The organism is Citrobacter sp. Cpo090 (assembly GCF_030332665.1).
Taxonomy (GTDB): Bacteria; Pseudomonadota; Gammaproteobacteria; order Enterobacterales; family Enterobacteriaceae; genus Citrobacter; species Citrobacter portucalensis.
Genome location: NZ_JAOWHK010000023.1, coordinates 15,729 through 40,673, shown reverse-complemented (window position 1 = coordinate 40,673; position 24,945 = coordinate 15,729). Strand labels below are relative to the sequence as shown.

Genomic DNA, 24,945 nt, shown 5'->3' with positions numbered 1-24,945 from the left:
CCCGTCCGCAAAGAAAAATAACAACCACTTCCCTCGCGATCGCGTTAAAGAAAAGCGAAGGGAACGTGACAATGTCGAAACAAGGAGCGAACCATGCAGGTCAGCAGAAGACAGTTCTTTAAGATCTGTGCTGGCGGTATGGCAGGCACCACGGCAGCGGCACTGGGCTTTGCACCCGGCGTAGCGCTCGCGGAAACACGGCAATATAAATTGCTGCGCACCCGCGAAACCCGTAACACCTGCACTTACTGTTCCGTTGGCTGTGGACTGTTAATGTACAGCCTCGGTGACGGCGCAAAAAACGCCAAAGCATCCATCTTCCATATCGAAGGGGACCCGGATCACCCGGTGAACCGTGGCGCGCTGTGCCCAAAAGGGGCAGGACTTGTGGACTTCATCCACTCCGAAAGCCGCCTGAAATTCCCGGAATATCGCGCACCAGGCTCAGATAAGTGGCAACAGATTAGCTGGGATGAGGCATTTGACCGCATCGCTAAGCTGATGAAAGAAGACCGCGACGCTAACTACGTTGCACAAAACGCTGAAGGCGTAACCGTTAATCGCTGGCTTTCCACCGGGATGCTGTGTGCTTCCGCTTCCAGTAACGAAACCGGCTATTTAACGCAAAAATTCTCCCGCGCGCTCGGTATGCTCGCGGTCGACAACCAGGCACGCGTCTGACACGGACCAACGGTAGCAAGTCTTGCTCCAACATTTGGTCGCGGTGCGATGACCAACCACTGGGTCGACATTAAAAACGCCAACCTCGTTGTGGTGATGGGCGGTAACGCCGCTGAAGCTCACCCTGTCGGATTCCGCTGGGCGATGGAAGCCAAAATTCACAACGGTGCGAAGCTGATTGTTATCGATCCACGCTTTACGCGAACCGCTGCGGTGGCTGATTTCTATGCTCCGATTCGTTCCGGTACTGACATTGCTTTCCTGTCAGGCGTTTTGCTGTACCTGCTGAACAACGAAAAATTCAACCGCGAATACACTGAGGCCTACACCAACGCCAGCCTGATCGTGCGTGAGGATTACGGTTTCGAAGATGGCCTGTTCACCGGCTACGACGCGGACAAACGCAAGTATGACAAAACCAGCTGGAACTACGAGCTGGATGAAAAAGGCTTCGCCAAACGCGATGTCACCCTGCAACATCCGCGCTGCGTGTGGAACCTGCTGAAACAGCACGTCTCCCGCTACACGCCGGACGTCGTAGAAAACATCTGTGGTACGCCAAAGGCCGACTTCCTGAAGGTCTGTGAGTACATCGCAGAAACCAGCGCCAAAGATAAAACCGCGTCGTTCCTGTACGCCCTGGGCTGGACGCAACACTCCGTGGGTGCGCAGAACATCCGTACCATGGCGATGATCCAGTTGCTGCTTGGCAACATGGGGATGGCAGGTGGGGGCGTAAACGCCCTGCGCGGTCACTCCAACATTCAGGGTCTGACCGACTTAGGCCTGCTGTCACAAAGCCTGCCAGGCTATATGACGCTGCCAAGCGAGAAACAGACTGACCTGCAAACTTACCTTGCTGCCAACACGCCAAAACCGTTGCTGGAAGGTCAGGTGAACTACTGGGGCAACTACCCGAAATTCTTCGTTTCCATGATGAAAGCCTTCTTTGGCGATAAAGCAACAGCGGAAAACAGCTGGGGCTTCGACTGGCTGCCGAAGTGGGATAAAGGGTACGACGTCCTGCAGTACTTCGAGATGATGAAACAGGGCAAAGTGAATGGCTATATCTGCCAGGGCTTTAACCCGGTCGCGTCATTCCCGAATAAAAACAAAGTTGTGGCATCACTGTCCAAACTGAAGTTCCTGGTCACTATCGACCCGCTCAACACCGAGACCTCCACCTTCTGGCAGAACCACGGTGAGTCGAATGATGTTGACCCGTCGAAAATCCAGACCGAAGTATTCCGTCTGCCGTCCACCTGCTTCGCCGAAGAGAACGGTTCTATCGTTAACTCCGGTCGCTGGCTGCAGTGGCACTGGAAAGGCGCGGATGCCCCGGGGATTGCCGTTACCGATGGCGAAATTCTCGCCGGTATCTTCCTGCGTCTGCGCAAGATGTATGCCGAGCAAGGTGGCGCGAACCCGGAACAGGTGCTGAACATGACCTGGAACTACTCCACCCCGCACGAACCGGCTTCGGAAGAAGTGGCGATGGAGAGTAACGGTAAAGCGCTGGCCGACATTACCGACCCGGCAACCGGTGCGGTTATCGTCAAGAAAGGCCAACAGCTAAGCTCGTTCGCCCAACTGCGTGACGACGGCACGACCTCCAGCGGCTGCTGGATTTTTGCCGGTAGCTGGACGCCGGAAGGCAACCAGATGGCACGTCGCGATAACGCCGACCCGTCAGGCCTTGGTAATACGCTGGGCTGGGCATGGGCGTGGCCGCTCAACCGACGCATTCTGTATAACCGCGCCTCCGCTGACCCGCAGGGGAATCCGTGGGATCCAAAACGTCAGATCCTGAAATGGGATGGGGCGAAGTGGAGCGGGATGGATATTCCGGATTACAGTGCCGCCGCACCTGGCAGCAACGTTGGGCCGTTCATCATGCAGCCGGAAGGGATGGGACGCCTGTTTGCTATCGATAAGATGGCGGAAGGTCCGTTCCCGGAACACTACGAGCCGTTTGAAACGCCGCTGGGGACTAACCCGCTGCACCCGAACGTTATCTCTAACCCTGCCGCGCGCATCTTTAAAGGTGACGCGGAAGCACTGGGTAAAGCAGATAAGTTCCCGTACGTCGGTACGACCTACCGTCTGACCGAGCACTTCCACTACTGGACCAAGCATGCGCTGCTGAACGCCATCGCGCAGCCGGAACAGTTTGTGGAAATTGGCGAGAAGCTGGCGAATAAGCTCGGTATCTCCCACGGCGATACCGTCAAAGTCTCCTCTAACCGCGGCTACATCAAGGCCAAGGCGGTGGTGACCAAACGTATTCGCACGCTGAAGGCCAACGGTCAGGATATCGACACTATCGGTATTCCAATTCACTGGGGCTACGAAGGTGTGGCGAAAAAAGGCTTTATCGCTAACACGTTAACGCCATTCGTCGGTGATGCGAACACGCAGACGCCGGAATTTAAGTCCTTCCTCGTGAACGTGGAAAAGGTGTAACGGAGACGACCTATGGCTTATCAATCGCAAGACATCATTCGTCGTTCCGCCACTAACGGTTTCACACCCGCGCCTCAGGCGCGGGACCATCAGGAAGAAGTGGCAAAGCTTATCGACGTCACCACCTGTATCGGCTGTAAAGCGTGTCAGGTGGCGTGTTCTGAATGGAACGACATCCGTGATGAAGTGGGCAACAACGTTGGGGTGTACGACAACCCGGCTGATTTGACCGCGAAATCCTGGACGGTGATGCGCTTCTCAGAAGTGGAACAGAACGACAAACTAGAGTGGCTTATCCGCAAGGATGGCTGTATGCACTGCGCCGATCCGGGCTGTCTGAAGGCATGTCCGGCTGAAGGCGCAATCATTCAGTACGCCAACGGTATCGTCGACTTCCAGTCCGAGCAGTGCATCGGCTGTGGCTACTGCATCGCGGGCTGCCCGTTCGACGTACCGCGCCTCAATCCGGAAGACAACCGCGTCTACAAATGTACGCTGTGCGTTGACCGTGTGGTGGTCGGGCAAGAGCCAGCCTGCGTGAAAACCTGCCCAACCGGCGCCATTCATTTCGGCACCAAGGAGTCGATGAAAACGCTGGCAGGCGAGCGTGTGGCGGAGCTGAAAACGCGTGGTTACGAAAACGCGGGTCTGTACGATCCGGCGGGTGTTGGCGGTACGCACGTAATGTACGTATTGCACCATGCTGACAAGCCGAATCTGTATCACGGCCTGCCGGAGAACCCGGAAATCAGCGCTACCGTGAAGTTCTGGAAAGGCATCTGGAAACCTCTCGCAGCCGTCGGCTTTGCAGCGACATTTGCGGCCAGTATCTTCCACTACGTCGGTGTCGGCCCGAACCGTGCGGAAGAGGAAGAAGACAACCTGCATGAAGAAAAAGACGAGGTGCGCAAATGAAACGACGTGACACCATCGTGCGCTACACGGCGCCGGAACGCATCAACCACTGGATAACCGCCTTCTGCTTCATTTTGGCAGCGGTGAGCGGGATGGGCTTTCTCTTCCCGTCCTTTAACTGGCTGATGCACATCATGGGCACTCCGCAACTGGCGCGAATTGTGCACCCGTTTGTCGGCGTGATCATGTTTGCCTCGTTTATCATCATGTTTTTCCGTTACTGGCACCACAATCTAATCAATCGGGATGATATCTTTTGGGCGAAGAATATTCGTAAGATTGTCGTCAACGAGGAAGTAGGTGACACGGGACGTTATAACTTCGGCCAGAAATGCGTATTCTGGGCGGCGATTATCTTCCTGGTCCTGTTGCTGGTGAGCGGAGTGGTCATCTGGCGTCCGTATTTTGCGCCTGCTTTCTCAATCCCGGTGATCCGATTCGCGTTAATGCTGCATTCATTTGCCGCAGTAGCGTTAATTGTGGTTATCATGGTGCACATTTACGCCGCCCTTTGGGTGAAAGGCACCATTACCGCGATGGTGGAAGGATGGGTTACCAGTTCATGGGCGAAGAAACATCACCCGCGCTGGTACCGTGAAGTCCGCCAGAAACAGGAAAAATCATCTGAATGAGTATTCGCATAATCCCGCAAGATGAGCTGGAGAAGAGCGAGAAACGCACGGCGGATATGATTCCGCCGTTATTATTCCCCAGACTCAAAAATTTGTATAACCGCCGCGCTGAGCGCCTGCGCGAGCTGGCCGAGAACAACCCGCTGGGCGACTACCTGCGCTTTGCCGCACTGATCGCCCACGCGCAGGAAGTTGTGCTGTACGACCATCCGCTGCAGATGGATCTGACCGCTCGCATCAAAGAAGCGAACGATCAGGGCAAACCGCCGCTGGATATCCACGTTCTGCCACGCGACAAGCACTGGCAAAAACTGCTGCAGTCGTTAATTGCTGAGCTGAAGCCAGAAATGAGCGGCCCTGCGCTTGCCGTGATCGAAAATCTGGAAAAAGCTTCAGAGCAGGAGCTGGAGCTGATGGCCAGCGCGCTGTTTGCTTCTGATTTTTCCTCCGTCAGCAGCGATAAAGCGCCGTTCATTTGGGCTGCCCTGTCGCTCTACTGGGCGCAGATGGCAAGCCTGATCCCCGGCAAAGCCCGTGCGGAATACGGTGAGCAGCGTCAGTACTGCCCGGTGTGTGGTTCAATGCCGGTCTCCAGCATGGTGCAAATCGGTACTACTCAGGGGCTGCGCTATCTGCACTGCAACCTCTGCGAAACCGAGTGGCACGTGGTGCGTGTGAAGTGCAGCAACTGCGAGCAAAGCCGTGATTTGAACTACTGGTCGCTGGATAACGAACAGGCGGCAATTAAAGCTGAAAGCTGCGGCGACTGTGGGACTTACCTGAAGATTCTCTATCAGGAAAAAGACCCTAAAGTTGAAGCCGTGGCTGACGATCTCGCTTCACTGATGCTGGACGCGCACATGGAGCAAGAGGGCTTTGCCCGAAGCTCCATCAACCCGTTCCTGTTCCCGGGTGAAGGGGAGTAAGTTTTAAGATCCTCCCCCGGCAATTGAACCAGACTGCCGGGGATTATCTTAGCGCCTGAATGACATGTTTTGGATCATTGGCAATGGCACGTAACAACGCTTTTGCTGGACCGGTCGGTGAACGACGCCCCTGCTCCCAATTTCGCAACGTATCTACGCTTACCGATATCAAATCTGCGAAACGAGTCTGGGATAATCCTGAAGACTGGCGGATTTCCTTTATTTTCATGGCGTCAATATGAAAGGTGCGAGAAGGCTGCCGCGTTCCTTCAGCGATCTCATTCATCTGAATCATACTTTGAGTTAATCGCTCAAATAGTGCCTTATCCATTTACCACCCCTCATTCAACATTCGCAGCAGCACTTTTTCTTGTGGAGTCAGATCATCCTTGATCCCTTTCTGATAAATCAGCAGCAATCGAATTTGTGATTTTCTGATTTGATGAAAGTAGATAATCCTCACACCGCTACGTTTTCCTTTCCCTCGCGCTCTCCAGCGAACCTTTCTCAGGCCCCCTGTATCTTGTATCAGATCGCCACAATCAGGCTGAATCGCAAGGAATATCTGTAATCTACGGTATTCATCATCATCCAGTAATTTTTTGACGTCTTCAGTGAAGATTTCCGTTTCTATGAATAGCATTTTTAGTACGCCATTGGACTATATTAATAGAAATTAACTATACGTCAATGGCGTATAGTACATTTTCCTTACAATACAGAATTCAAACAGCAGAAACCAATGACGGTATTTAATCTGCGAGCAGCTTTCCAGAACCATAACCCCCCATTTTTCCCATTTTCATTCTTAGTAATTCAGGTTATAAACCTGTATATCCATACAGATAAAGGGAAGTAAAAATGGCACTGGAAAGCGGAATTGCACAGCTGGTTGAGGCATTTATCGCGGCGGGACGCCCTTCTTCGCGCGAGCAGAATATTGATGACCGGAGAGCAGGCTATATCGCCAGCACGGTCCTGGCCGGAGACACTGAAACCCGCGTACAGGTTGAAGATATTGAACTCGATGCCATGGCATTTCGCGTTATTTCGCCGCGGGGCAGCACGGGAAATCTCCCCTGCGTTATCTATTATCACGGTGGCTGCTTTGTCAGCGGTGGATTTGCCACACATGATAACCAGTTAAGGCAACTCGCCTGGTACAGCGGCTGTCGGGTCATTGCGGTGCAGTATCGCCTCGCACCAGAGCACATCTTCCCGGCAGCACATAACGATGCTGAAACCGGGGCCAACATTATCTGGAAGTATGCCCAGAAACTGGGAGTAGACCGGGACAACATTACGCTTGCAGGCGACAGCGCGGGTGGACACCTGGCGCTGGTTACCGCACTACGCCTGAAAGCTACCAGGCAATGGCAACCTGCGCAGCTTATGCTGATCTACCCGATGCTGGACGCAACCGCCAGCTTTGCGAGCTATGTCCACAATGGACAGGATTACATTATCACCCGCGACACGCTGCTGTCGGGCTACGAGATGTATATGCCGCAAACCGATCCACTGCATCCCGAAGCCAGCCCGCTCTGGCGTGAAGACTTCAACGGTTTACCGCCCACACACATCATTACAGCTGAATTCGACCCATTGCGAGATGAGGGTGAGGCCCTGTATCAAAAGCTCCAGGAACAGGGCGTGGAGTGCACTTGCCAACGCTATCTCGGCGTTATCCACGGATTTTTCCAGCTAGCAGGAGTGAGTCAGGCGGCACGAAGCGTTATGCGGGATGTTGCCTGGCGCGTCATAAATCCTGAAGCAGGAAGACATGCTTAATTAATATTTTGTTTTCATCTTGAAAACTTGATTGCTTTGCATTATTTTGTTTTCAGGTTGAAAACCTTGTAATGGAACTACACCGTGCATGTTATCAGCCGAAAACCATTCAATGAGGCGATGCTCATGTATCCAAACCATGAGCTTGCTCTTGCTGACTTGCTGAATGTTCTGGAGAAAAAGACATTCACCAGGCCTGAGGAGATGAAGCAGTACATACATTCACTGGATAATTTTAAGTACAGAGATAAATGGTGGGTGATTGATGTTTCTGGCAACAGCCTGAGACTCATTTCCTACATAGATTTCAGGTCACATAAGATATTTGTGAAACATATCGTTTCCCATGCCGAATATGACAAACTGACAGCATATTATCGGGGTAATAAAGAATGAGAACTCATCGTCAGATGGATGCAACCAGCGCAAAAAAGATCGTAGATACCTTCAGCGATGCGGTAAAAACCATCCCACTGTTGGGGGAAGACCAAAATGACACTGAGTATCGCAGGGCACTAGCGCTAGTGGAGTTTCTGGTCGATCAGAACGATCTCGAAAACCCACTATTTGAATTGCTCTGTGCCCGGATCAGTGAATATGAAAAACATGCGCCGGAATTCAAAGCACTCAACCAACACCTGGAGAAAACTCCCTCTGGCGTTTCAGTATTGCGAACGCTCATGGATCAATATGGTCTCAAAGCAGCAGATCTTGCCAACGAACTTGGTTCAAAATCGAACGTCAGCAACATCTTAAATGGTCGCAGAGCCCTGACTGTAAGTCACATTAAAGCACTTGCTGAACGCTTTAACCTTCCGGCGGACGCTTTCATTGAGTAGATGATTACATCCTCTGACCTACTCTTCCTCGTTCCCGCCTTCTTCATATGCGCCAAACGGTTTTGCGGGTAGCACAATGTAGGTGCCTTCAAACACCACGCCCGGCGTGTCATCGCCAAACACCCCAACCTGCATCTGAACGCGCGCCTTGCGACCTCTTGCCAGACGGTCCAGGTCACCGCTCAGCGAGCCCAGATCGGCGATAGCGGTAGGTTTCCCGGTGATCGGCCTGCTGTATCGGATATGTGCGTCGGCAAGGATTATCGTCCCGCCCAGATGACGCTCGCGCAGCATCAGCCAGATAAGTCCCCAGCCCGTTAGCGTCGCCAGGGAAAACAAACTCCCGGCAAACAGCGTATGGTGCGGGTTCTGATTGCCCGTCTCGGGCATCGTGGTGATAAACTTCTGCCCGGTATACTGCTGAATGCGCACACCCATTTTCTCACTCAATGGAATATGTTCGTACCAGGCTTGCTGTAGCTGTCCGCACCAGTCCCCGCGATGGAGAATATCGTCCAGCGTCGCAATAGGCTTAATCATCAAAAAGTGACGCACCGGCGTGGTTTGCGGTGTGGTGATTTCTCCCTGGCTCACAAATCCCAGTTTGGCGAAAAATTCGACCGCATCTTCACGGGCGCTACAGGTTACGCGTTTGACTCCTTCCTGACGCGCCACAGACTCCAGGGTCATCGCCATCAGCGTGCCCAACCCTTTCTCCTGCACTGAAGGGTCAACGGCCATAAAACGTATGGAGGCTTCGTTATCCGCATTGATATACAGTCGGCCAACTGCGACCAGATTTCCCTCTTCGTCCACCACCATCTGGTGATGCGCCATCGCGTCCCAGGCATCCCGTTCGGAGCCTTTTGGCTGGTGTAACGGTTTACGCAGCATCTCCCAGCGAAACTGGTAGTAACGCTCCAATTCTTCTTCTGTTTGCGGTACTCGAAGGTGATACATAGTCGTATTCTCTCTTGTTGTCCGCGGCCACACCGGTAGCTGGTTCATACTTGTAACCAGAACGTCACGGGGCCATCATTAACCAGTGAAACCTGCATATCCGCAGCGAATCGGCCGGTTTGCGTATTCATTTCTTGTTGGCGGCAACGCTCAACAAAGTACTCATACAGCGCTTCAGCGCGATCGGGAGCAGCCCCTTTTGAAAACCCCGGGCGCATGCCGCGTTCGGTATCTGCCGCTAGCGTGAACTGTGAAACCACCAGTACACTCCCCCCTGACTGCTGCACGTTAAGGTTCATTTTGCCTTCGGCATCGCTAAAGATTCGATAGCCGAGTACGCGCTCGCACAGGCGGTTCGCTTTCTGTTCGTCATCATCCCTTTCGACACCTAACAGGACCAAAAGTCCTGGACCAATTTCACCCGTCACCTCGCCCTCCACGGTGACGCTGGCACGGGTTACGCGTTGAATTAATGCAATCATGGTTGCTCTGCTTCTTCTTTTTCTGCGGCTTGTTTAAGTTTGCGGTATTCCCCGAGAGTGACAGTTATTTCCGCGCCTAGCAAGACGATACACCAGGTCCAGTATACCCAGACGAATAAAATGGGGATCACCGCCAGGACACCGTAAATGAGCTGATAAGACGGGAACATCGTGATATAGAGCGCAAATCCTTTCTTTCCGGTTTCGAACAACACCGCGGCCACAAAGGCACCAATAACCGCATCACGGTTAGGTACACGCGTAGTCGGTACGATGCTGTAAAGCAGCCAAAACGAGAGCCAGGAAAGCACCAGCGGGAAAATACGCAGGACGTTATCAATCACCGTGTTGAGATCGCTGGCCCAGCGCAATGACAACAGATAAGAGCTGATCGCCAGACTGGCCCCCGCTAACAGCGGCCCCAACGTTAAAATCATCCAGTAAACGGCGAAAGAGTAAACTTTAGGCCGGGTACGCTTGCTGCGCCAGATAGTATTCAGGGCGTTATCAATGGAATACATCAGTAATAACGCTGTCACAATCAGCCCACACGCCCCAACGGCCGTCATTTTGTTCGAGTTGGCGACGAACTGTTCGATATAACGCTGAATGACATCTCCCGTCGCCGGGATAAAGTTTGCGAAAATGAAATGACGTAGCTGGACACTGACGTCAGAAAACATCGGAAATGCGGCGAAAAGTGCAAAAACTACGGCAATAAGCGGCACTAATGAGAGCAATGAGACATAGGCAAGATTCCCTGCCAGCGTCGTCATGTTGTCCTCATCAATCCGCTGCCATAGTAGCTTCAGCCAGGCCCGAACAGGACGCGTATGGTGCCTGGCTTGTTGCTGAACATTTTTTAGCATAGCAACTTCGCGAAATAGTCCGGAATGGTCGTTTTATCGACAACCTGGATGCTGGTAATCCCTAACCGATTAGCCCCTTCAATATTATCGGCGTTATCGTCAAAAAAGACCGCCTCATGCGCAGAAAAACCTTCAGACTGCAGGACATGCTGGTAAATCCGCGCTTCCGGTTTACGCATGCCCAGATCCTGGGAAAGGTAAATATGGTCAGCAGCCTGACGGATTTCGGGGTATTCGTCCGGCCAAAACGTCGTGTGCAGACGGTTAGTATTCGACAAGACGACCACCCGATGCCCCTGCTCACGCAGCTTTTGCATGATGTCGATGACTTCAGGACGCAAGGCAACAAAAACGGCCTGCCAGCCATGGGAGAACTGCTCATAGCTTAACGGTAGCGCCATGTCATGACATATCGCCTCGGCAAAGGCTTCATCCGTTATTTCACCTCGCTCGTGCTGGTGAAAAGCCTCTCCCATGGTGAAACTTTGCTTTAACGAAGCCAACGGTACACGGCTCAGATCGCTCCAAGTACCTAACACGCGATTGAAGTCGATATCGACAATCACATTACCCAAATCAAAGATATAGAGCATGCCCTTCTCCTTATTCGCCGTGGATGAATAACTGTAGCGGGAAAGGAGAAGTTTGACTATGCGAGAGTGATGGCTACGAACTTATCGAGCCATCATTGGGGAGAATTACACTGCCAGAGCATCATCCTGTGAAGGACTCACTTGCACAATTTCCACCTGCTGTGACTGGAGTAAATTATGCAATGCGGGACCTGGGTATTCATCGGTAAACAGCGCGGTCACCTGAGACACGTTGCCAATCTCTACCGCGGCAGAAGCCGTATATTTCGTATGATCCGCAGCCAACAGAATATGCCTTGAATGGGCCATCATCGTCTTCACCACGCTGGCCTCGTTGACATCAAACTCCAGCAGCGCACCATCATTTTCGATCGCGCCAACGCTGGTAACCAGGTAGTCGGCCCGAAAATCAGCCACAAATGCCGAGGCAGAAGGGCCAATGATGCCGCTGTTATGCGGGCGTAACGTTCCCCCCGGCACCATGACTTCAAAACGTGGGTTGTTATACAGAATGTGCGCCACGCGTAGGCTATTGGTAATAATGCGCAAATGATTATGGTTTAACAGCGCGCGTGCTACCTGCTCAACGGTGGTGCCTATGGTAATAAACACCGTTGACCCATCGGGAATGTAGTCAGCCACCGCTTCCGCGATGGCTTTTTTCTCTTCCGTCCAGGAAACTTCACGCAGCTCAAACGCCGTATTCACCACGCTGGAGGCTCTACCCGCGCCACCATGATGACGCGTAATTAATCCCTGCTCGCTGAGTTTACGAATATCGCGACGTACGGTTTGCGTGGACACGTCCAGCAGGCTGGCCAGCTCGTCGATATTCATATAACCGCGCTCGCTAATCAGCATAAGCAGTTGATCGTGTCGCGGGTTACCGGTCAGTTCGGTAAGACTCATGAAATTTCCTCGAAAAACCATTGCCCTGGCATTTTATACAAAAAGTGACAGAAAAGATCGGGTTTGATCACAGTCAGGGATTCCGGCCCTTCCTCCCGGACGCGTGCATTTTAACGCAGCAACTCCGCTGGCAAACCTGACGGCCTCTTCTGGAGCATCGCCCCCAGCCAGGCTGAATGCGAGCGCACCGTGGAAAACATCTCCAGCTCCCGTAGTATCCACAACATCAACTTTAAATCCAGATTGATGCTGCAACGTATTATTTTTTATCCAGTCACAGCCTTCGCTCCCTCGTGTCACATAAACATGACCATTTGTGAGCGTTTTTGCTTGTTTCAGTCCAGCTTCAGAATCATTTATCCCGGTTAAACGTGCCAGACCAGGTTCAGAGAACGCAGCATGATCGCTTAACGCCACCAGCTCGCTGATATCTTGTGGCGTTACGTCGCCATCTAGTACCGTCATCACTCCCGCCTGACGCGCCAGCGTGAACGCCTGTCTGGCCCCTTCGTGCCAGCGAACATCCGCCAGAACCACATCCCACTGGGAAAAATCGATCTCATTGAGCCAATCAGCATCCGGCAATAAATCCGGGCTGGGATAGTTAACGATAATCCGTTCCCCTTGCGCATCAACCATAATTGCCGATTGCGAAGACTTCGCCCCTGCATAGCGCCGGGTGTAGCGGGTATTTACCCCCAGGGATTCCAGCTCCGCCAGCAGGCTATTTCCGGTGTCGTCATCGCCCACACGGCCAATAAAGTCCACCTGTGCGCCCAGCTTCGCTGCAGCCACTGCGGCCGTTGCAGCAGGCCCACCGCCCACTTCCGTATAACGCTTCGCCACATACTTACCCCCTTCAGTCGGTAATCCTTCCACGTAATAGATGCGATCCATCACGGCAATACCTACACAAGCAATACGAATCATGGTCATTCCTTAGGCGTTTCAAGATGGGACCATTTTAATTTCACAAAATGTTTAAAAAGTGACGGCTGTCAATTTTTTGACCATAAATTACAAATACGATCAAAAACAGACAAAAACAAACGACCTTAAATGACAAAAAATGACATCCACGTCTCAGGAGAACGTTATGGCAGTTATAGCATTTATCGGATTAGGTCAGATGGGTTCACCCATGGCGAGCAACTTGCTGAAGCAGGGTCACCAACTCAGCGTCTTTGACGTTAACCCGGATGCCGTTCAGCGCCTGGTGGAAAAAGGAGCACAGCCTGCCAGCAATCCGGCTCAGGCCGCAAAAGGGGCGGAATTTGTCATCACCATGCTGCCAAACGGCGATCTGGTACGCAGTGTACTGTTCGGCGAGCAGGGTATCTGCGAAAGCCTCTCCCCGCAGTCGTTAGTGATTGATATGTCGACTATTCACCCACTGCAAACCGACAAGCTTATTGCCGATATGCGTGCCAAAGGCTTCGACATGATGGATTGCCCGGTTGGACGCACCTCCGATCACGCTATCGCGGGAACGCTATTGCTGCTGGCAGGTGGAACGGCACAGCAGGTAGAACGCGCCACACCGGTTCTGATGGCGATGGGTAATGAATTGATCAATGCAGGGGGTCCTGGTATGGGGATCCGCGTGAAACTCATCAACAACTACATGAGTATCGCATTGAACGCTCTTTCTGCCGAAGCAGCCGTGTTGTGCGAGGCACTCGACCTCTCCTTCGATGTAGCTTTGCAAGTGATGAGCGGCACCCCCGCCGGGAAAGGCCACTTCACTACCTCCTGGCCGAACAAAGTGCTGAAAGGCGATCTTTCCCCGGCCTTCATGATCGATTTAGCTCACAAGGATCTTGGCATCGCGCTGGACGTTGCCAACCAACTACATGTGCCGATGCCGCTCGGCGCCGCCTCCCGCGAAGTCTATAACCAGGCACGCGCCGCTGGCCGTGGCCGGGAAGACTGGACGGCCATTCTTGAACAGGTTCGCGCATCCGCCGGGCTAAATAAACACACAGATAAGTAAGGACTGAGCAATGACGAAGTACACCCTGAAAGATATCACCCGAGCTTCTGGCGGATTTGCCATGCTGGCGGTCGATCAGCGCGAAGCCATGCGCTTAATGTTTGCCGCAGCGGGTGCAAAATCCCCGGTCAATGACAGCGTGCTGACCGATTTCAAAGTCAATGCGGCGAAGATCCTGTCCCCCTATGCCTCCGCCATTCTGGTCGATCAGCAGTTCTGCTACCGCCAGGTTGTAGAGCAAAACGCGGTCGCCAAAAGTTGCGCCATGATTGTGGCCGCTGATGAGTTTATTCCGGGTAACGGTATTCCGGTCGATAGCGTGGTGATTGATAAAAAAATCAACCCGCAGGCCGTGAAGCAAGATGGTGCCAAGGCTCTCAAACTGCTGGTGCTGTGGCGTAGCGATGAAAATGCCCAACAGCGTCTTGATATGGTGAAAGAATTCAATGAGCTATGCCATTCCAATGGCTTGCTGAGCATCATCGAGCCGGTTGTTCGTCCACCGCGTCGTGGCGATAAGTTCGATCGCGAACAGGCCATTATCGATGCCGCAAAAGAACTGGGTGATTGCGGTGCCGATCTCTACAAGGTCGAAATGCCGCTATACGGCAAAGGTACCCAACAAGAACTGCTTAGCGCGTCTCAGCGCCTGAATGAAAACATCAACATGCCGTGGGTCATTCTCTCCTCTGGTGTAGATGAAAAACTGTTCCCGCGCGCGGTCAGCGTAGCAATGACCGCTGGCGCATCCGGCTTCCTGGCCGGACGTGCGGTGTGGTCATCGGTTGTTGGCCTGCCGGATACCGAACTGATGCTGCGTGATGTTTCCGCGCCTAAATTGCAACGTCTTGGCGATATCGTCGATGAAATGATGGCCCGGCGCTAAGAGGATCTAAGAATGAAATGGTTTAACACCCTAAGTCACAACCGTTGGCTGGAGCAAGAAACCGATCGCATCTTTAACTTTGGTAAGAACGCGGCGGTACCCACCGGATTTGGCTGGCTGGGAAACAGTGGTCAGGTCAGAGCAGATATGGGGACACATCTGTGGATCACCGCCCGCATGCTGCACGTCTACTCCGTTGCCGCGTCAATGGGTCGTCCTGGCGCATATCAGCTAGTCGATCATGGCATTAAAGCACTAAACGGTGCGCTACGCGACACTCGCTACGGCGGTTGGTACGCCTGCGTAAATGATGAAGGCGTTATGGACGCCTCCAAACAGGGCTATCAGCATTTCTTTGTTTTGCTCGGTGCGGCAAGTGCGGTCACCACCGGTCATCCGCAGGCCAGACAATTGTTGGATGACGCTATCGACGTGATTGAAAAGTACTTCTGGAGCGAAGAGGAGCAGATGTGCCTGGAATCCTGGGACGAAGCTTTTAGCCAGACGGAAGATTACCGCGGCGGTAACGCCAACATGCACGCGGTCGAGGCTTTCTTGATCGTGTATGACGTTACCCATGATCGTAAATGGCTCGATCGCGCACTGCGAATTGCTTCGGTGATTATTCACGACGTGGCTCGCAGCGGGGAGTATCGCGTTAACGAACACTTCGATTCACAGTGGAACCCAATCCGCGATTACAACAAGGATAACCCAGCTCACCGTTTCCGCGCTTACGGCGGTACTCCAGGCCACTGGATCGAATGGGGTCGCCTGATGCTGCATCTGCATGCCGCACTGGAAGCCCGCTTCGAAACGCCTCCCGCCTGGCTGCTGGAAGATGCCAAAGGCTTGTTCCACGCCACCATCCGTGATGCCTGGGCACCAGACGGTGCGGATGGTTTTGTCTATTCGGTGGACTGGGACGGTAAACCCATCGTTCGCGAAAGAGTGCGCTGGCCGATCGTCGAGGCGATGGGTACCGCCTATGCCTTGTACACCCTCACCGGCGACAGCCAGTACGAAGCCTGGTACCAGAAGTGGTGGGATTACTGCATCACATATCTGATGGACTACGAGACCGGTTCATGGTGGCAGGAGCTGGACACCGATAACAAGGTGACCACCAAAGTCTGGGACGGTAAGCAGGACATTTATCACCTGCTGCACTGCCTGGTGATCCCGCGCCTACCGCTGGCTCCGGGCCTTGCTCCGGCGGTGGCTGCCGGTCTGCTGGACATCAACGCTAAATAAGTAACAAGGTGAGCAGCCATGCATAACGGTGGAAAAACCATTCATCTTCAAGCCGGAAACTTCCAGGCGAAAATCGTCACGGTTGGTGCTGGACTAGCAGAATTGACGCACCGTGGGCGTCACATTGTTATTCCACATAAGCCGGAAGAGATGCCGCTGGCACATTTAGGAAAAGTGCTGGTTCCCTGGCCAAATCGCGTTGCAGATGGCTGCTATCAACATAACGGCAAGACCTTCCAGCTTGCCGTTAACGACCCTGTTTCACATACCGCCATCCATGGATTGCTGGCCTGGCGGGACTGGCAGATTAATCAACAGTCGAACACGGAAGTGTCGTTGACGATTTTTCTTCCGCCCTCTTATGGCTATCCCTTTGCGCTGGTTTCAGAGGTGATTTACCGACTGGAGGCAGACAGCGGATTGCACGTCATTATTCGGACACAGAATGTGGGTGACGAAATTGCACCCTATGGCGCGGGAGCACATCCCTACTTGACCTGCAATCTGCACCCTATCGATGACTGTGAATTAACGCTCCCGGCAAGTGAAGAAACATGTGACGAGCGGGGTTTCATTACACCGCGACGCATTGCGCAAACCACTATCGATCATACGTTCAGGACCATGCCACCTGACGCTGAGTGGGAAGTCAGGATAACCAGTCCATCGCAAAACATGTCCACCTTTTTACGCAGCCACCAGCCCTGGCTACAGGTGTACACCGGCGAGAAATTAGCACGGCGTGGCCTGGCGGTTGAACCGATGACCTGCCCGCCAGACGCCTTTAACTCCGGAATTAGCCTGATTCATCTAGCACCCGGAGAAACACATCAGATGCATTTTTTAATCGGCAGTGAATAACAGATTTCCGACAAATTACCGAATTACCCTATTTTTACGGAGACGATAATGAATTCGCTACAACAACGATCAACCGCCTTAGAACTCACATCATTACCTGATGGATTTGCTTTAACGTACCACCAGCGCCTGATTTTACGTCACAGCACAGAAACCCCTTGTCTATGGATCGGCGCTGGCGTTGCCGACATTGACATGTTTCGCGGCAACTTCAGCATCAAAGACAAGCTCAATGAGAAGATTGCTCTGACCGACGCCACGGTTAGCGAGTCACCTGATGGCTGGCTGGTACATTTCAGCCGCGGTAATACCATCAACGCCACGCTGCACATCTCTACCGATGAACAGGGCCGCCTGAAGCTGGACCTGCACAACGATGATCTCAGCCATAACCGCATCTGGCTGCGTCTGGCAGCCAACCCGGACGATCATATTTACGGCTGCGGTGAACAATTCTCTTACTTCGATTTGCGCGGAAAACCCTTCCCACTGTGGACCAGCGAACAGGGCGTGGGCCGTAACAAAAACAGCTATGTCACCTGGCAGGCTGACTGCAAAGAAAATGCCGGCGGAGACTACTACTGGACCTTCTTCCCGCAGCCGACCTTCGTCAGCACACAGAAGTATTACTGCCACGTTGATAACAGTTGCTATATGAATTTCGACTTCAGCGCACCGGAGTATCACGAGCTGGCGCTGTGGGAAGACAAAACCACCCTACGCTTTGAGTGCGCCGACACGTATATTTCCCTGCTGGAAAAACTGACCGCGCTGTTAGGTCGCCAGCCGGAGCTGCCGGACTGGATTTACGACGGCGTCACGCTCGGTATTCAAGGCGGTACTGAGATTTGCCAGAACAAACTGGACACCATGCGTAATGCAGGCGTGAAAGTAAACGGCATCTGGGCGCAGGATTGGTCCGGGATCCGCATGACCTCCTTTGGCAAGCGCGTGATGTGGAACTGGAAGTGGAACAGCGACAACTATCCGCAGTTGGATAACCGTATTAAGCAGTGGAAAGAAGAAGGCGTGCAGTTTCTCTCCTACATCAACCCATACGTCGCCAGCGATAAAGATCTCTGTGCCGAAGCTGCCGCTCGCGGTTATCTGGCGAAAGATGCCTCAGGCGCTGATTATTTGGTTGAGTTCGGCGAGTTTTACGGCGGTGTGGTCGATCTGACCAACCCCGAAGCCTACGACTGGTTCAAAGAAGTCATCAAAAAGAACATGATTGAGCTGGGCTGCGGCGGTTGGATGGCCGACTTTGGCGAATATCTGCCAACCGATACGTATCTGCACAACGGCGTCAGCGCTGAAATTATGCATAACGCCTGGCCCGCACTGTGGGCCAAATGCAACTACGAAGCGTTACAGGAAACCGGCAAACTCGGCGAGATCCTGTTCTTTATGCGTGCGGGCTACACCGGCAGCCAGAAGTACTCCACCATGATGTGGGCAGGCGATCAGAACGTTGACTGGAGCCTCGACGACGGTCTGGCTTCCGTCGTTCCTGCGGCGCTATCGCTGGCGATGACCGGCCACGGTCTGCACCACAGCGATATCGGCGGCTACACCACCCTGTTTGACATGAAACGCAGCAAAGAACTGCTGCTGCGCTGGTGTGACTTCAGCGCCTTCACGCCGATGATGCGCACCCACGAAGGTAACCGCCCTGGCGATAACTGGCAGTTTGATGGCGATGCAGAGACTATCGCCCACTTTGCCCGCATGACCACCGTATTCACCACCCTGAAACCGTATCTCAAACAGGCCGTTGCGCAGAACGCCGCCTCCGGCCTACCGGTAATGCGCCCGCTGTTCCTGCATTACGAAGACGATGCTCGGACCTATACCCTGAAATATCAGTACCTGCTGGGACAGGATTTGCTGGTCGCGCCGGTTCACGAACAGGGCCAGCAAAACTGGACGCTGTATCTGCCGGAGGATAGCTGGGTAAACGTCTGGACTGGAGAAACTTACCAGGGCGGTGAAATTACCGTAGATGCACCTATTGGCAAGCCTCCGGTGTTTTATCGCGCGAAGAGTGAATGGGCGTCACTGTTTGCCACCTTACGCAACATCTAACACGGCTCGCCCGCGGGGAAACTCGCGGGCACATGGAGAATAATAATGAGTCAGAATTCCTCTAATCCGGCAACCCTACGCTTGCCGTTCAAAGAAAAACTCGCCTATGGGATGGGTGATTTAGGCTCCAATATCCTGTTGGACATTGGTACGCTCTATTTACTCAAGTTTTATACCGATGTCCTTGGTTTACCAGGAACTTATGGCGGCATCATTTTCCTTATCGCCAAATTTTTTACCGCGTTTACCGATATGGGCACCGGGATTATGCTCGATTCCCGCCGCAAAATCGGCCCAAAAGGCAAATTCCGTCCGTTCGTTCTTTACGCCGCATTTCCGGTTACCTTGCTGGCAATTGCCAACTTTGTCGGTACACCGTTTGAAGTAACCGGTAAAACGGTGATGGCAACGGTGCTGTTTATGCTGTACGGATTGTTTTTCAGCATGATGAACTGCTCCTACGGTGCAATGGTTCCCGCGATTACGAAAAATCCGGACGAGCGCGCTTCACTGGCAGCCTGGCGACAAGGGGGTGCAACTCTGGGTTTATTGCTGTGTACAGTTGGCTTTGTCCCTGTGATGAACTTGATCGAAGGCAACTCACAGCTGGGTTATATCTTCGCCGCCACGTTGTTTTCTCTGTTTGGCCTGCTGTTTATGTGGCTCTGCTATGCCGGGGTAAAAGAACGCTACGTGGAAGTGAAACCCGTGGATGCAGCGCAAAAACCGGGATTATTGCAATCCTTCCGCGCCATCGCCGGTAACCGCCCTCTGTTTATTCTGTGCGTTGCCAACCTTTGTACGCTTGGCGCATTTAACGTTAAGTTGGCAATTCAGGTCTATTACACCCAGTACGTACTGAATGACCCAATCCTCCTTTCCTGGATGGGCTTTTTCAGCATGGGCTGTATCTTCATTGGCGTCTTCTTGATGCCAGGAATGGTTAGACGTTTCGGCAAGAAAAAAGTCTACATTGGCGGTTTGCTAATTTGGGTTGCGGGGGATTTGCTTAACTACTTCTTTGGTGGCGGTTCCGTCAGCTTTGTCGCCTTCTCCTGCCTGGCGTTCTTCGGCTCAGCATTCGTTAACAGCCTGAACTGGGCGCTGGTCTCCGATACGGTGGAATATGGCGAATGGCGAACTGGCGTACGCTCTGAAGGCACGGTATACACCGGCTTCACCTTCTTTCGTAAAGTGTCACAAGCGCTGGCAGGATTCTTCCCTGGCTGGATGCTGACGCAAATCGGCTACGTTCCCAACGTGGTGCAATCAGCAAGTACAGTCGAAGGTTTGCGTCAGTTGATCTTTATTTATCCCTGCGCTTTGGCGGTGATCACTATTGTGGCCATGGGCTGTTTCTACAACCTTAACGAAAAGATGTATGTCCGCATCGTTGAAGAGATAGAAGCGCGTAAACAACCCGTTTGATAATAATAATGAATAGCGCCCTACGGGGCGCTATTGAGGAGCGATTATGTCTTTTCATGATCCGCTAACGCTAAAACTGAGCCTGCGTGAAAAATTCGCCTACGGAGTGGGTGACTTCGGCTCAAATTTGATGCTGTGTATCGGCACGCTGTATCTGCTTAAATTTTATACCGATGAACTAGGGATGCCGGCGTATTACGGTGGGATTATCTTTCTGGTGGCGAAGTTTTTCACCGCCTTCACTGATATGTTGACCGGTGTATTGCTGGACTCAAGACGTAATATTGGCGCAAAAGGCAAATTCAGACCTTTTATTTTGTACGCTTCATTTCCTGTCGCAGTTGTTGCCAGCGCGCAGTTTATGGCGACAGATTTTACGCTAACGGTAAAAACTGGGCTGGCGACGGTGTTGTTTATGCTGTTCGGTCTGTTCTATAGCCTGATGAACTGCTCCTACGGCGCGATGGTGCCTGCGATCACTAAAAACCCGCATGAACGCGCTCAGCTCGCCGCCTGGCGTCAGGGTGGCGCTACCGTTGGCCTGTTACTGTGCACCGTTGGCTTTATGCCGATTCAAGCGCTATTTGTCAGTTCATCCTCTCTGGGTTATCTGATCGCCGCACTGATCTTTTCAGTCTGCGGGCTGTTCAGCATGTGGTGGTGTTTCAGCGGAGTGAAGGAACGCTACATTGAAATCGTGCCGGATCACCATAAACCCAGCATTCTCAAATCGTTCTGTGCCATTTTCCGTAACCCTCCCCTGCTGGTGCTGTGTGTCGCCAACTTATGCACACTGGCGGCATTCAACATCAAGCTGGCAATCCAGGTGTACTACACCCAGTACGTGCTCAATGATATTCATCTGCTGTCGTGGATGGGATTCTTCAGCATGGGCTGCATTTTGGTTGGGGTACTGCTGGTTCCCGCTGCGGTGAAACGCTTCGGTAAAAAGCAGGTTTACCTGGGCGGTCTGGCATTATGGGCTATCGGCGATGTACTGAACTTTTTCTGGGGCAGTACATCATTTTTGTTCGTGACATTCTCCTGTATGGCCTTCTTCGGAACCGCTTTTGTTAACAGCCTGAACTGGGCGCTGGTCCCGGATACAGTCGATTATGGCGAATGGAAAACGGGGATCCGCGCTGAAGGCTCGGTGTATACGGGTTATACCTTTTCGCGCAAAATTTCCGCTGCGCTCGCTGGGTTCCTGCCGGGCATCATGCTGACGCAAATCGGTTATATCCCCAACATAACCCAAAGCGATGCAACTTTGCTCGGCCTGCGTCAGCTTATTTTCCTCTGGCCTTGTGGGCTGGCCATTATCGCTGCATTCACGATGGGTTTATTTTATAAGCTCAACGAAACTCGCTTTGCTTTTATTATTGAGGAAATCAGCCAACGGAAGAAAAACAATGTTCTATCGGATCCTGTTACCACTAAAAATAATACCTCTGCTGTAAACGTATAAAAATAATAGCCGCCTATTCCATCTTAATGGATGGCGGCCTCCCTACGCTTAAAAAATGGATTTATTATGAAAAAGTTAACAACACTAATTCTCTTATCCTCTGTTGCTTCTACTTCTGTTTTTGCAGGTGCCTATGTCGAGAACCGTGAGGCATATAATCTGGCATCCGATCAGATAGAAGTGATGATGCGCGTTGGCTATAACTCCGATATGGGCGCGGGTATCATGCTCACCAACACCTACACAATGCAACGCAAGGATGAATTAAAACACGGCTATAATGAAATAGAGGGCTGGTATCCGTTATTTAAACCGACAGATAAATTAACTATTCAGCCAGGTGGGTTGATAAACGATAAGAGTACTGGTTCCGGTGGTGCTGCTTATCTGGATGTTAACTATAAATTTACCCCATGGTTTAATCTTACCGTGCGTAACCGATATAACCATAATAACTACAGCTCAACCGATCTAAACGGTGACCTGGACAATAACGATACCTATGAAATAGGTAACTACTGGAACTTTACCATCACCGATAAGTTTTCCTATACTTTCGAGCCGCACTATTTTATTCGAGTGAATGACTTCAATAGCAGTAATGGAAAAGATCACCACTGGGAAATTACGAATACCTTCAAGTATCGTATCAATGAACACTGGTTACCCTACCTGGAACTACGCTGGTTAGATCGCAATGTGGAACCTTATCACCGCGAACAAAATCAAATTCGTGTCGGGGCTAAGTATTTCTTCTAATCCTTCCGGGATAAAAAAAGCCGCTGATAATCAGCGGCTTTTTTGTGCTTACCTGAAAAAGAGCGTTAATTACTCTTCTTTCGCGCCACGCATTGCACGGCGACGATCGTTTTCAGTCAGGTGACGTTTACGGATACGGATAGAGGTTGGGGTAACTTCTACCAGTTCGTCGTCATCGATGAATTCCAGAGCCTGCTCCAGAGTCATCTTAACCGGCGGAACCAGAACCGTTGCTTCGTCAGTACCGGACGCACGCATGTTGGTCAGTTTCTTACCGGTCAGGCAGTTTACAGTCAGGTCGTTAGAACGGCTGTGAATACCGATGATCTGGCCTTCGTAAACTTCAGCACCATGACCCAGGAACAGCTTACCGCGGTCCTGCAGGCTGAACAGTGCGAACGCAACTGCTTTACCCTGGCCGTTGGAGATCAGTACGCCGTTCTGACGCTGACCCACATCACCCGCACGAACGTCGTCGTAGTGGCTGAAGGTGGAGTACAGCAGACCGGTACCGGAAGTCATGGTCATGAATTCTGAACGGAAGCCGATTAGACCACGGCTTGGGATCACGTAGTCAAGACGTACGCGGCCTTTGCCATCTGGATTCATGTTTTTCAGGTCGCCTTTACGCTCACCCAGAGCCTGCATCACAGAACCCTGATGCTGCTCTTCAACGTCCAGCGTTACGTTTTCGAACGGCTCTTGTTTACGGCCATCGATTTCGCGGAAGATTACTTTCGGACGGGAAACCGCCATTTCGAAACCTTCACGACGCATGTTTTCGATCAGAACAGACAGGTGAAGCTCACCACGACCGGATACACGGAACGCATCCGCATCTTCGGTTTCTTCAACGCGCAGCGCAACGTTGTGCACCAGCTCTTTGTTCAGGCGGTCAAGGATCTGACGAGAGGTAACATATTTACCTTCTTTACCACAGAACGGAGAGGTGTTTACGCAGAAGAACATGGTTACGGTCGGTTCATCAACGGACAGAGCTGGCAGCGCTTCAACATTCTGCGGGTCGCAGATGGTGTCGGAGATGTTCAGTTCGCCCAGACCGGTGATCGCGATGATATCGCCTGCTTCAGCAATATCACTCTCGATACGTTCCAGACCCAGATGGGTCAGAACTTTACCGACTTTACCGTTACGGGTTTTGCCTTCGCTATCAATGATAGTGATCTGCTGGTTCGGTTTAACTTTACCACGTTTGATACGGCCGATACCGATTACGCCAACGTAGTTGTTGTAGTCCAGCTGAGAGATTTGCATCTGCAGCGGGCCATCAAGGTCTACGCTCGGAGCCGGTACACGATCAACGATGGTCTGATACAGCGGAGTCATGTCTTCAGCCATGTCTTCGTGATCCAGACCCGCGATACCGTTCAGCGCGGAAGCGTAAACGATCGGGAAGTCCAGCTGCTCGTCGGTAGCGTCGAGGTTAACGAACAGGTCGAATACCTGATCAACAACCCAGTCAGGACGCGCGCCAGGACGGTCAACTTTGTTGATAACAACAATTGGCTTCAGGCCATGGGCAAAGGCTTTTTTGGTCACGAAGCGCGTCTGCGGCATCGGACCGTCCATTGCATCCACCACCAGCAGCACGGAGTCGACCATGGACATTACACGTTCAACTTCACCACCGAAGTCGGCGTGCCCCGGGGTATCAACGATGTTGATACGGTAGTCATTCCATTTGATAGCGGTGTTTTTAGCGAGGATGGTAATCCCACGCTCTTTCTCCAAATCGTTGGAGTCCATCACGCGCTCTTGGGTTTCAGCACGTGCATCGAACGTACCGGATTGTTGGAGCAGCTTGTCTACCAGGGTCGTTTTACCATGGTCTACGTGCGCGATGATGGCGATGTTACGCAAATTTTCGATCACAACTTTGCCTCAGGCATTTTAGAAATAGCGCGTTATTGTACACGGATTAATCGCAGTACAAAACAGGATCACAAACATCCTCCGCAAACAAGTATTGCAGAGTTTCTTTGTGATCACATTCACGGAGCGTTAAAAGGGGTAATCTGACATGCTTTGCACCAATATGGTGCTTAATGTTCACATTAAAGCACTATAATGGTGCAATACAACCTTCATGGTGCAGCCCCTTTGCACGATGGTGCGCATGATAACGCCTTT

The 24,945-nt window shown here is 52.2% G+C and carries 24 protein-coding genes; 15 read left to right on the top strand and 9 right to left on the bottom strand.

The genetic code is table 11. The features are described 5' to 3' along the window. Positions 1-93: 93 nt before the first annotated feature. From fdnG to fdhE, 4 genes are read left to right on the top strand one after another with little or no spacing between them, the layout of a single operon-like run. Complete coding sequence (gene fdnG / locus OGY83_RS02050) at positions 94-3,144, top strand: formate dehydrogenase-N subunit alpha (protein ID WP_286635111.1); 3,051 nt, start codon at positions 94-96, stop codon at positions 3,142-3,144. Between the two features lie 12 nt (positions 3,145-3,156). Next, positions 3,157-4,059 carry a formate dehydrogenase O subunit beta gene (gene fdoH, locus OGY83_RS02045; protein WP_003028691.1) on the top strand — a complete coding sequence of 301 codons (903 nt, stop codon included), beginning with the start codon at positions 3,157-3,159 and terminating at the stop codon, positions 4,057-4,059. Further along, positions 4,056-4,691: a formate dehydrogenase cytochrome b556 subunit gene (gene fdoI, locus OGY83_RS02040; RefSeq protein ID WP_003028686.1), complete on the top strand. Its 636-nt coding sequence runs from the start codon at positions 4,056-4,058 to the stop codon at positions 4,689-4,691. The genes fdoH and fdoI overlap by 4 nt, the downstream gene beginning before the upstream one ends. Then, a complete protein-coding gene (fdhE, locus tag OGY83_RS02035) occupies positions 4,688-5,617 on the top strand; it encodes a formate dehydrogenase accessory protein FdhE (RefSeq protein WP_061066954.1) in 930 nt (309 codons plus the stop codon). Before fdoI ends, fdhE begins: the two co-directional genes overlap by 4 nt. A 43-nt stretch (positions 5,618-5,660) precedes the next feature. On the opposite strand, the gene nadS is transcribed toward fdhE, so the two are convergent. Then, positions 5,661-5,948, bottom strand: a complete 288-nt coding sequence (nadS, locus tag OGY83_RS02030; RefSeq protein WP_079939299.1) for a NadS family protein — start codon at positions 5,946-5,948, stop codon at positions 5,661-5,663. Continuing rightward, a complete protein-coding gene (locus OGY83_RS02025; protein WP_079939298.1) occupies positions 5,949-6,260 on the bottom strand; it encodes a toxin HigB-2 in 312 nt (103 codons plus the stop codon). Between the two features lie 218 nt (positions 6,261-6,478). Between OGY83_RS02025 and OGY83_RS02020 the strand changes: the two genes are divergently transcribed. From OGY83_RS02020 to OGY83_RS02010, 3 genes are all read left to right on the top strand, one after another. Further along, positions 6,479-7,408, top strand: a complete 930-nt coding sequence (locus tag OGY83_RS02020) for an alpha/beta hydrolase (RefSeq protein WP_286635107.1) — start codon at positions 6,479-6,481, stop codon at positions 7,406-7,408. A gap of 84 nt (positions 7,409-7,492) precedes the next feature. Further along, complete coding sequence (locus OGY83_RS02015) at positions 7,493-7,804, top strand: type II toxin-antitoxin system HigB family toxin (RefSeq protein ID WP_079939296.1); 312 nt, start codon at positions 7,493-7,495, stop codon at positions 7,802-7,804. Next, on the top strand, positions 7,801-8,247 hold the full coding sequence (locus tag OGY83_RS02010) for a helix-turn-helix domain-containing protein (protein ID WP_079939295.1): 447 nt from the start codon (positions 7,801-7,803) through the stop codon (positions 8,245-8,247). Before OGY83_RS02015 ends, OGY83_RS02010 begins: the two co-directional genes overlap by 4 nt. Before the next feature lie 18 nt (positions 8,248-8,265). On the opposite strand, the gene fabY is transcribed toward OGY83_RS02010, so the two are convergent. The 6 genes from fabY to OGY83_RS01980 all read right to left on the bottom strand — a co-directional run bounded on the left by fabY (position 8,266) and on the right by OGY83_RS01980 (position 12,990). Further along, positions 8,266-9,207, bottom strand: a complete 942-nt coding sequence (fabY, locus tag OGY83_RS02005) for a fatty acid biosynthesis protein FabY (RefSeq protein ID WP_003825286.1) — start codon at positions 9,205-9,207, stop codon at positions 8,266-8,268. A gap of 44 nt (positions 9,208-9,251) precedes the next feature. Further along, positions 9,252-9,689: a D-aminoacyl-tRNA deacylase gene (gene dtd, locus OGY83_RS02000; protein ID WP_003825289.1), complete on the bottom strand. Its 438-nt coding sequence runs from the start codon at positions 9,687-9,689 to the stop codon at positions 9,252-9,254. Next, positions 9,686-10,558, bottom strand: coding sequence for a virulence factor BrkB family protein (locus OGY83_RS01995; protein WP_079939294.1), 873 nt, complete (start codon positions 10,556-10,558; stop codon positions 9,686-9,688). The genes dtd and OGY83_RS01995 overlap by 4 nt, the downstream gene beginning before the upstream one ends. Further along, complete coding sequence (gene yihX, locus OGY83_RS01990; RefSeq protein ID WP_123269190.1) at positions 10,552-11,151, bottom strand: glucose-1-phosphatase; 600 nt, start codon at positions 11,149-11,151, stop codon at positions 10,552-10,554. Before yihX ends, OGY83_RS01995 begins: the two co-directional genes overlap by 7 nt. Positions 11,152-11,256: 105 nt before the next feature. Next, positions 11,257-12,060, bottom strand: coding sequence for a DeoR/GlpR family DNA-binding transcription regulator (locus OGY83_RS01985; RefSeq protein ID WP_286635102.1), 804 nt, complete (start codon positions 12,058-12,060; stop codon positions 11,257-11,259). Between the two features lie 33 nt (positions 12,061-12,093). Further along, positions 12,094-12,990, bottom strand: coding sequence for a sugar kinase (locus tag OGY83_RS01980; RefSeq protein WP_123269191.1), 897 nt, complete (start codon positions 12,988-12,990; stop codon positions 12,094-12,096). A 166-nt stretch (positions 12,991-13,156) separates the two neighbouring features. Here OGY83_RS01980 and yihU point away from each other — a divergent pair, with 166 nt between their 5' ends. From yihU to ompL, 8 genes are all read left to right on the top strand, one after another. Then, the gene (yihU, locus tag OGY83_RS01975) at positions 13,157-14,053 is read left to right on the top strand and encodes a sulfolactaldehyde 3-reductase (RefSeq protein ID WP_123269192.1); all 897 of its coding nucleotides are present in this window, start codon (positions 13,157-13,159) and stop codon (positions 14,051-14,053) included. 10 nt (positions 14,054-14,063) lie between these two features. After that, positions 14,064-14,939 (top strand): sulfofructosephosphate aldolase, encoded by an 876-nt coding sequence (gene yihT / locus OGY83_RS01970; RefSeq protein ID WP_286635100.1) that lies wholly within the window; start codon positions 14,064-14,066, stop codon positions 14,937-14,939. Positions 14,940-14,951: 12 nt separating this feature from the next. Further along, complete coding sequence (gene yihS, locus OGY83_RS01965; protein ID WP_126957459.1) at positions 14,952-16,193, top strand: sulfoquinovose isomerase; 1,242 nt, start codon at positions 14,952-14,954, stop codon at positions 16,191-16,193. 18 nt (positions 16,194-16,211) lie between these two features. Next, positions 16,212-17,054 (top strand): aldose-1-epimerase, encoded by an 843-nt coding sequence (locus tag OGY83_RS01960; RefSeq protein WP_286635098.1) that lies wholly within the window; start codon positions 16,212-16,214, stop codon positions 17,052-17,054. A gap of 48 nt (positions 17,055-17,102) precedes the next feature. Then, the gene (locus OGY83_RS01955) at positions 17,103-19,139 is read left to right on the top strand and encodes an alpha-glucosidase (protein WP_286635096.1); all 2,037 of its coding nucleotides are present in this window, start codon (positions 17,103-17,105) and stop codon (positions 19,137-19,139) included. A gap of 45 nt (positions 19,140-19,184) precedes the next feature. Further along, complete coding sequence (locus OGY83_RS01950) at positions 19,185-20,567, top strand: MFS transporter (protein WP_048227542.1); 1,383 nt, start codon at positions 19,185-19,187, stop codon at positions 20,565-20,567. 46 nt (positions 20,568-20,613) lie between these two features. Further along, entirely contained in the window at positions 20,614-22,035 is a 1,422-nt protein-coding gene (locus OGY83_RS01945) for an MFS transporter (protein WP_286635094.1), read from the top strand. A 66-nt stretch (positions 22,036-22,101) separates the two neighbouring features. Continuing rightward, positions 22,102-22,794 (top strand): porin OmpL, encoded by a 693-nt coding sequence (ompL, locus tag OGY83_RS01940; protein WP_191234392.1) that lies wholly within the window; start codon positions 22,102-22,104, stop codon positions 22,792-22,794. A 69-nt stretch (positions 22,795-22,863) separates the two neighbouring features. Here the strand turns inward: ompL and typA are convergent, their stop codons facing one another. Further along, entirely contained in the window at positions 22,864-24,687 is a 1,824-nt protein-coding gene (gene typA, locus OGY83_RS01935; RefSeq protein ID WP_008786988.1) for a ribosome-dependent GTPase TypA, read from the bottom strand. Positions 24,688-24,945 lie beyond the last annotated feature (258 nt).

Coding starts and splice junctions, on each gene's coding strand:
- OGY83_RS02025 (WP_079939298.1), bottom strand. CDS start 6,260: ATGCTATTCATAGAAACGGAAATCTTCACTGAAGACGTCAAAAAATTA.
- fdhE (WP_061066954.1), top strand. CDS start 4,688: ATGAGTATTCGCATAATCCCGCAAGATGAGCTGGAGAAGAGCGAGAAA.
- OGY83_RS02020 (WP_286635107.1), top strand. CDS start 6,479: ATGGCACTGGAAAGCGGAATTGCACAGCTGGTTGAGGCATTTATCGCG.
- OGY83_RS01985 (WP_286635102.1), bottom strand. CDS start 12,060: ATGAGTCTTACCGAACTGACCGGTAACCCGCGACACGATCAACTGCTT.
- yihS (WP_126957459.1), top strand. CDS start 14,952: ATGAAATGGTTTAACACCCTAAGTCACAACCGTTGGCTGGAGCAAGAA.
- OGY83_RS01950 (WP_048227542.1), top strand. CDS start 19,185: ATGAGTCAGAATTCCTCTAATCCGGCAACCCTACGCTTGCCGTTCAAA.
- OGY83_RS02010 (WP_079939295.1), top strand. CDS start 7,801: ATGAGAACTCATCGTCAGATGGATGCAACCAGCGCAAAAAAGATCGTA.
- yihT (WP_286635100.1), top strand. CDS start 14,064: ATGACGAAGTACACCCTGAAAGATATCACCCGAGCTTCTGGCGGATTT.
- OGY83_RS01995 (WP_079939294.1), bottom strand. CDS start 10,558: ATGCTAAAAAATGTTCAGCAACAAGCCAGGCACCATACGCGTCCTGTT.
- fabY (WP_003825286.1), bottom strand. CDS start 9,207: ATGTATCACCTTCGAGTACCGCAAACAGAAGAAGAATTGGAGCGTTAC.
- OGY83_RS01960 (WP_286635098.1), top strand. CDS start 16,212: ATGCATAACGGTGGAAAAACCATTCATCTTCAAGCCGGAAACTTCCAG.
- yihU (WP_123269192.1), top strand. CDS start 13,157: ATGGCAGTTATAGCATTTATCGGATTAGGTCAGATGGGTTCACCCATG.
- dtd (WP_003825289.1), bottom strand. CDS start 9,689: ATGATTGCATTAATTCAACGCGTAACCCGTGCCAGCGTCACCGTGGAG.
- fdoH (WP_003028691.1), top strand. CDS start 3,157: ATGGCTTATCAATCGCAAGACATCATTCGTCGTTCCGCCACTAACGGT.
- yihX (WP_123269190.1), bottom strand. CDS start 11,151: ATGCTCTATATCTTTGATTTGGGTAATGTGATTGTCGATATCGACTTC.
- nadS (WP_079939299.1), bottom strand. CDS start 5,948: ATGGATAAGGCACTATTTGAGCGATTAACTCAAAGTATGATTCAGATG.
- OGY83_RS01980 (WP_123269191.1), bottom strand. CDS start 12,990: ATGATTCGTATTGCTTGTGTAGGTATTGCCGTGATGGATCGCATCTAT.
- ompL (WP_191234392.1), top strand. CDS start 22,102: ATGAAAAAGTTAACAACACTAATTCTCTTATCCTCTGTTGCTTCTACT.
- OGY83_RS01955 (WP_286635096.1), top strand. CDS start 17,103: ATGAATTCGCTACAACAACGATCAACCGCCTTAGAACTCACATCATTA.
- fdoI (WP_003028686.1), top strand. CDS start 4,056: ATGAAACGACGTGACACCATCGTGCGCTACACGGCGCCGGAACGCATC.
- OGY83_RS01945 (WP_286635094.1), top strand. CDS start 20,614: ATGTCTTTTCATGATCCGCTAACGCTAAAACTGAGCCTGCGTGAAAAA.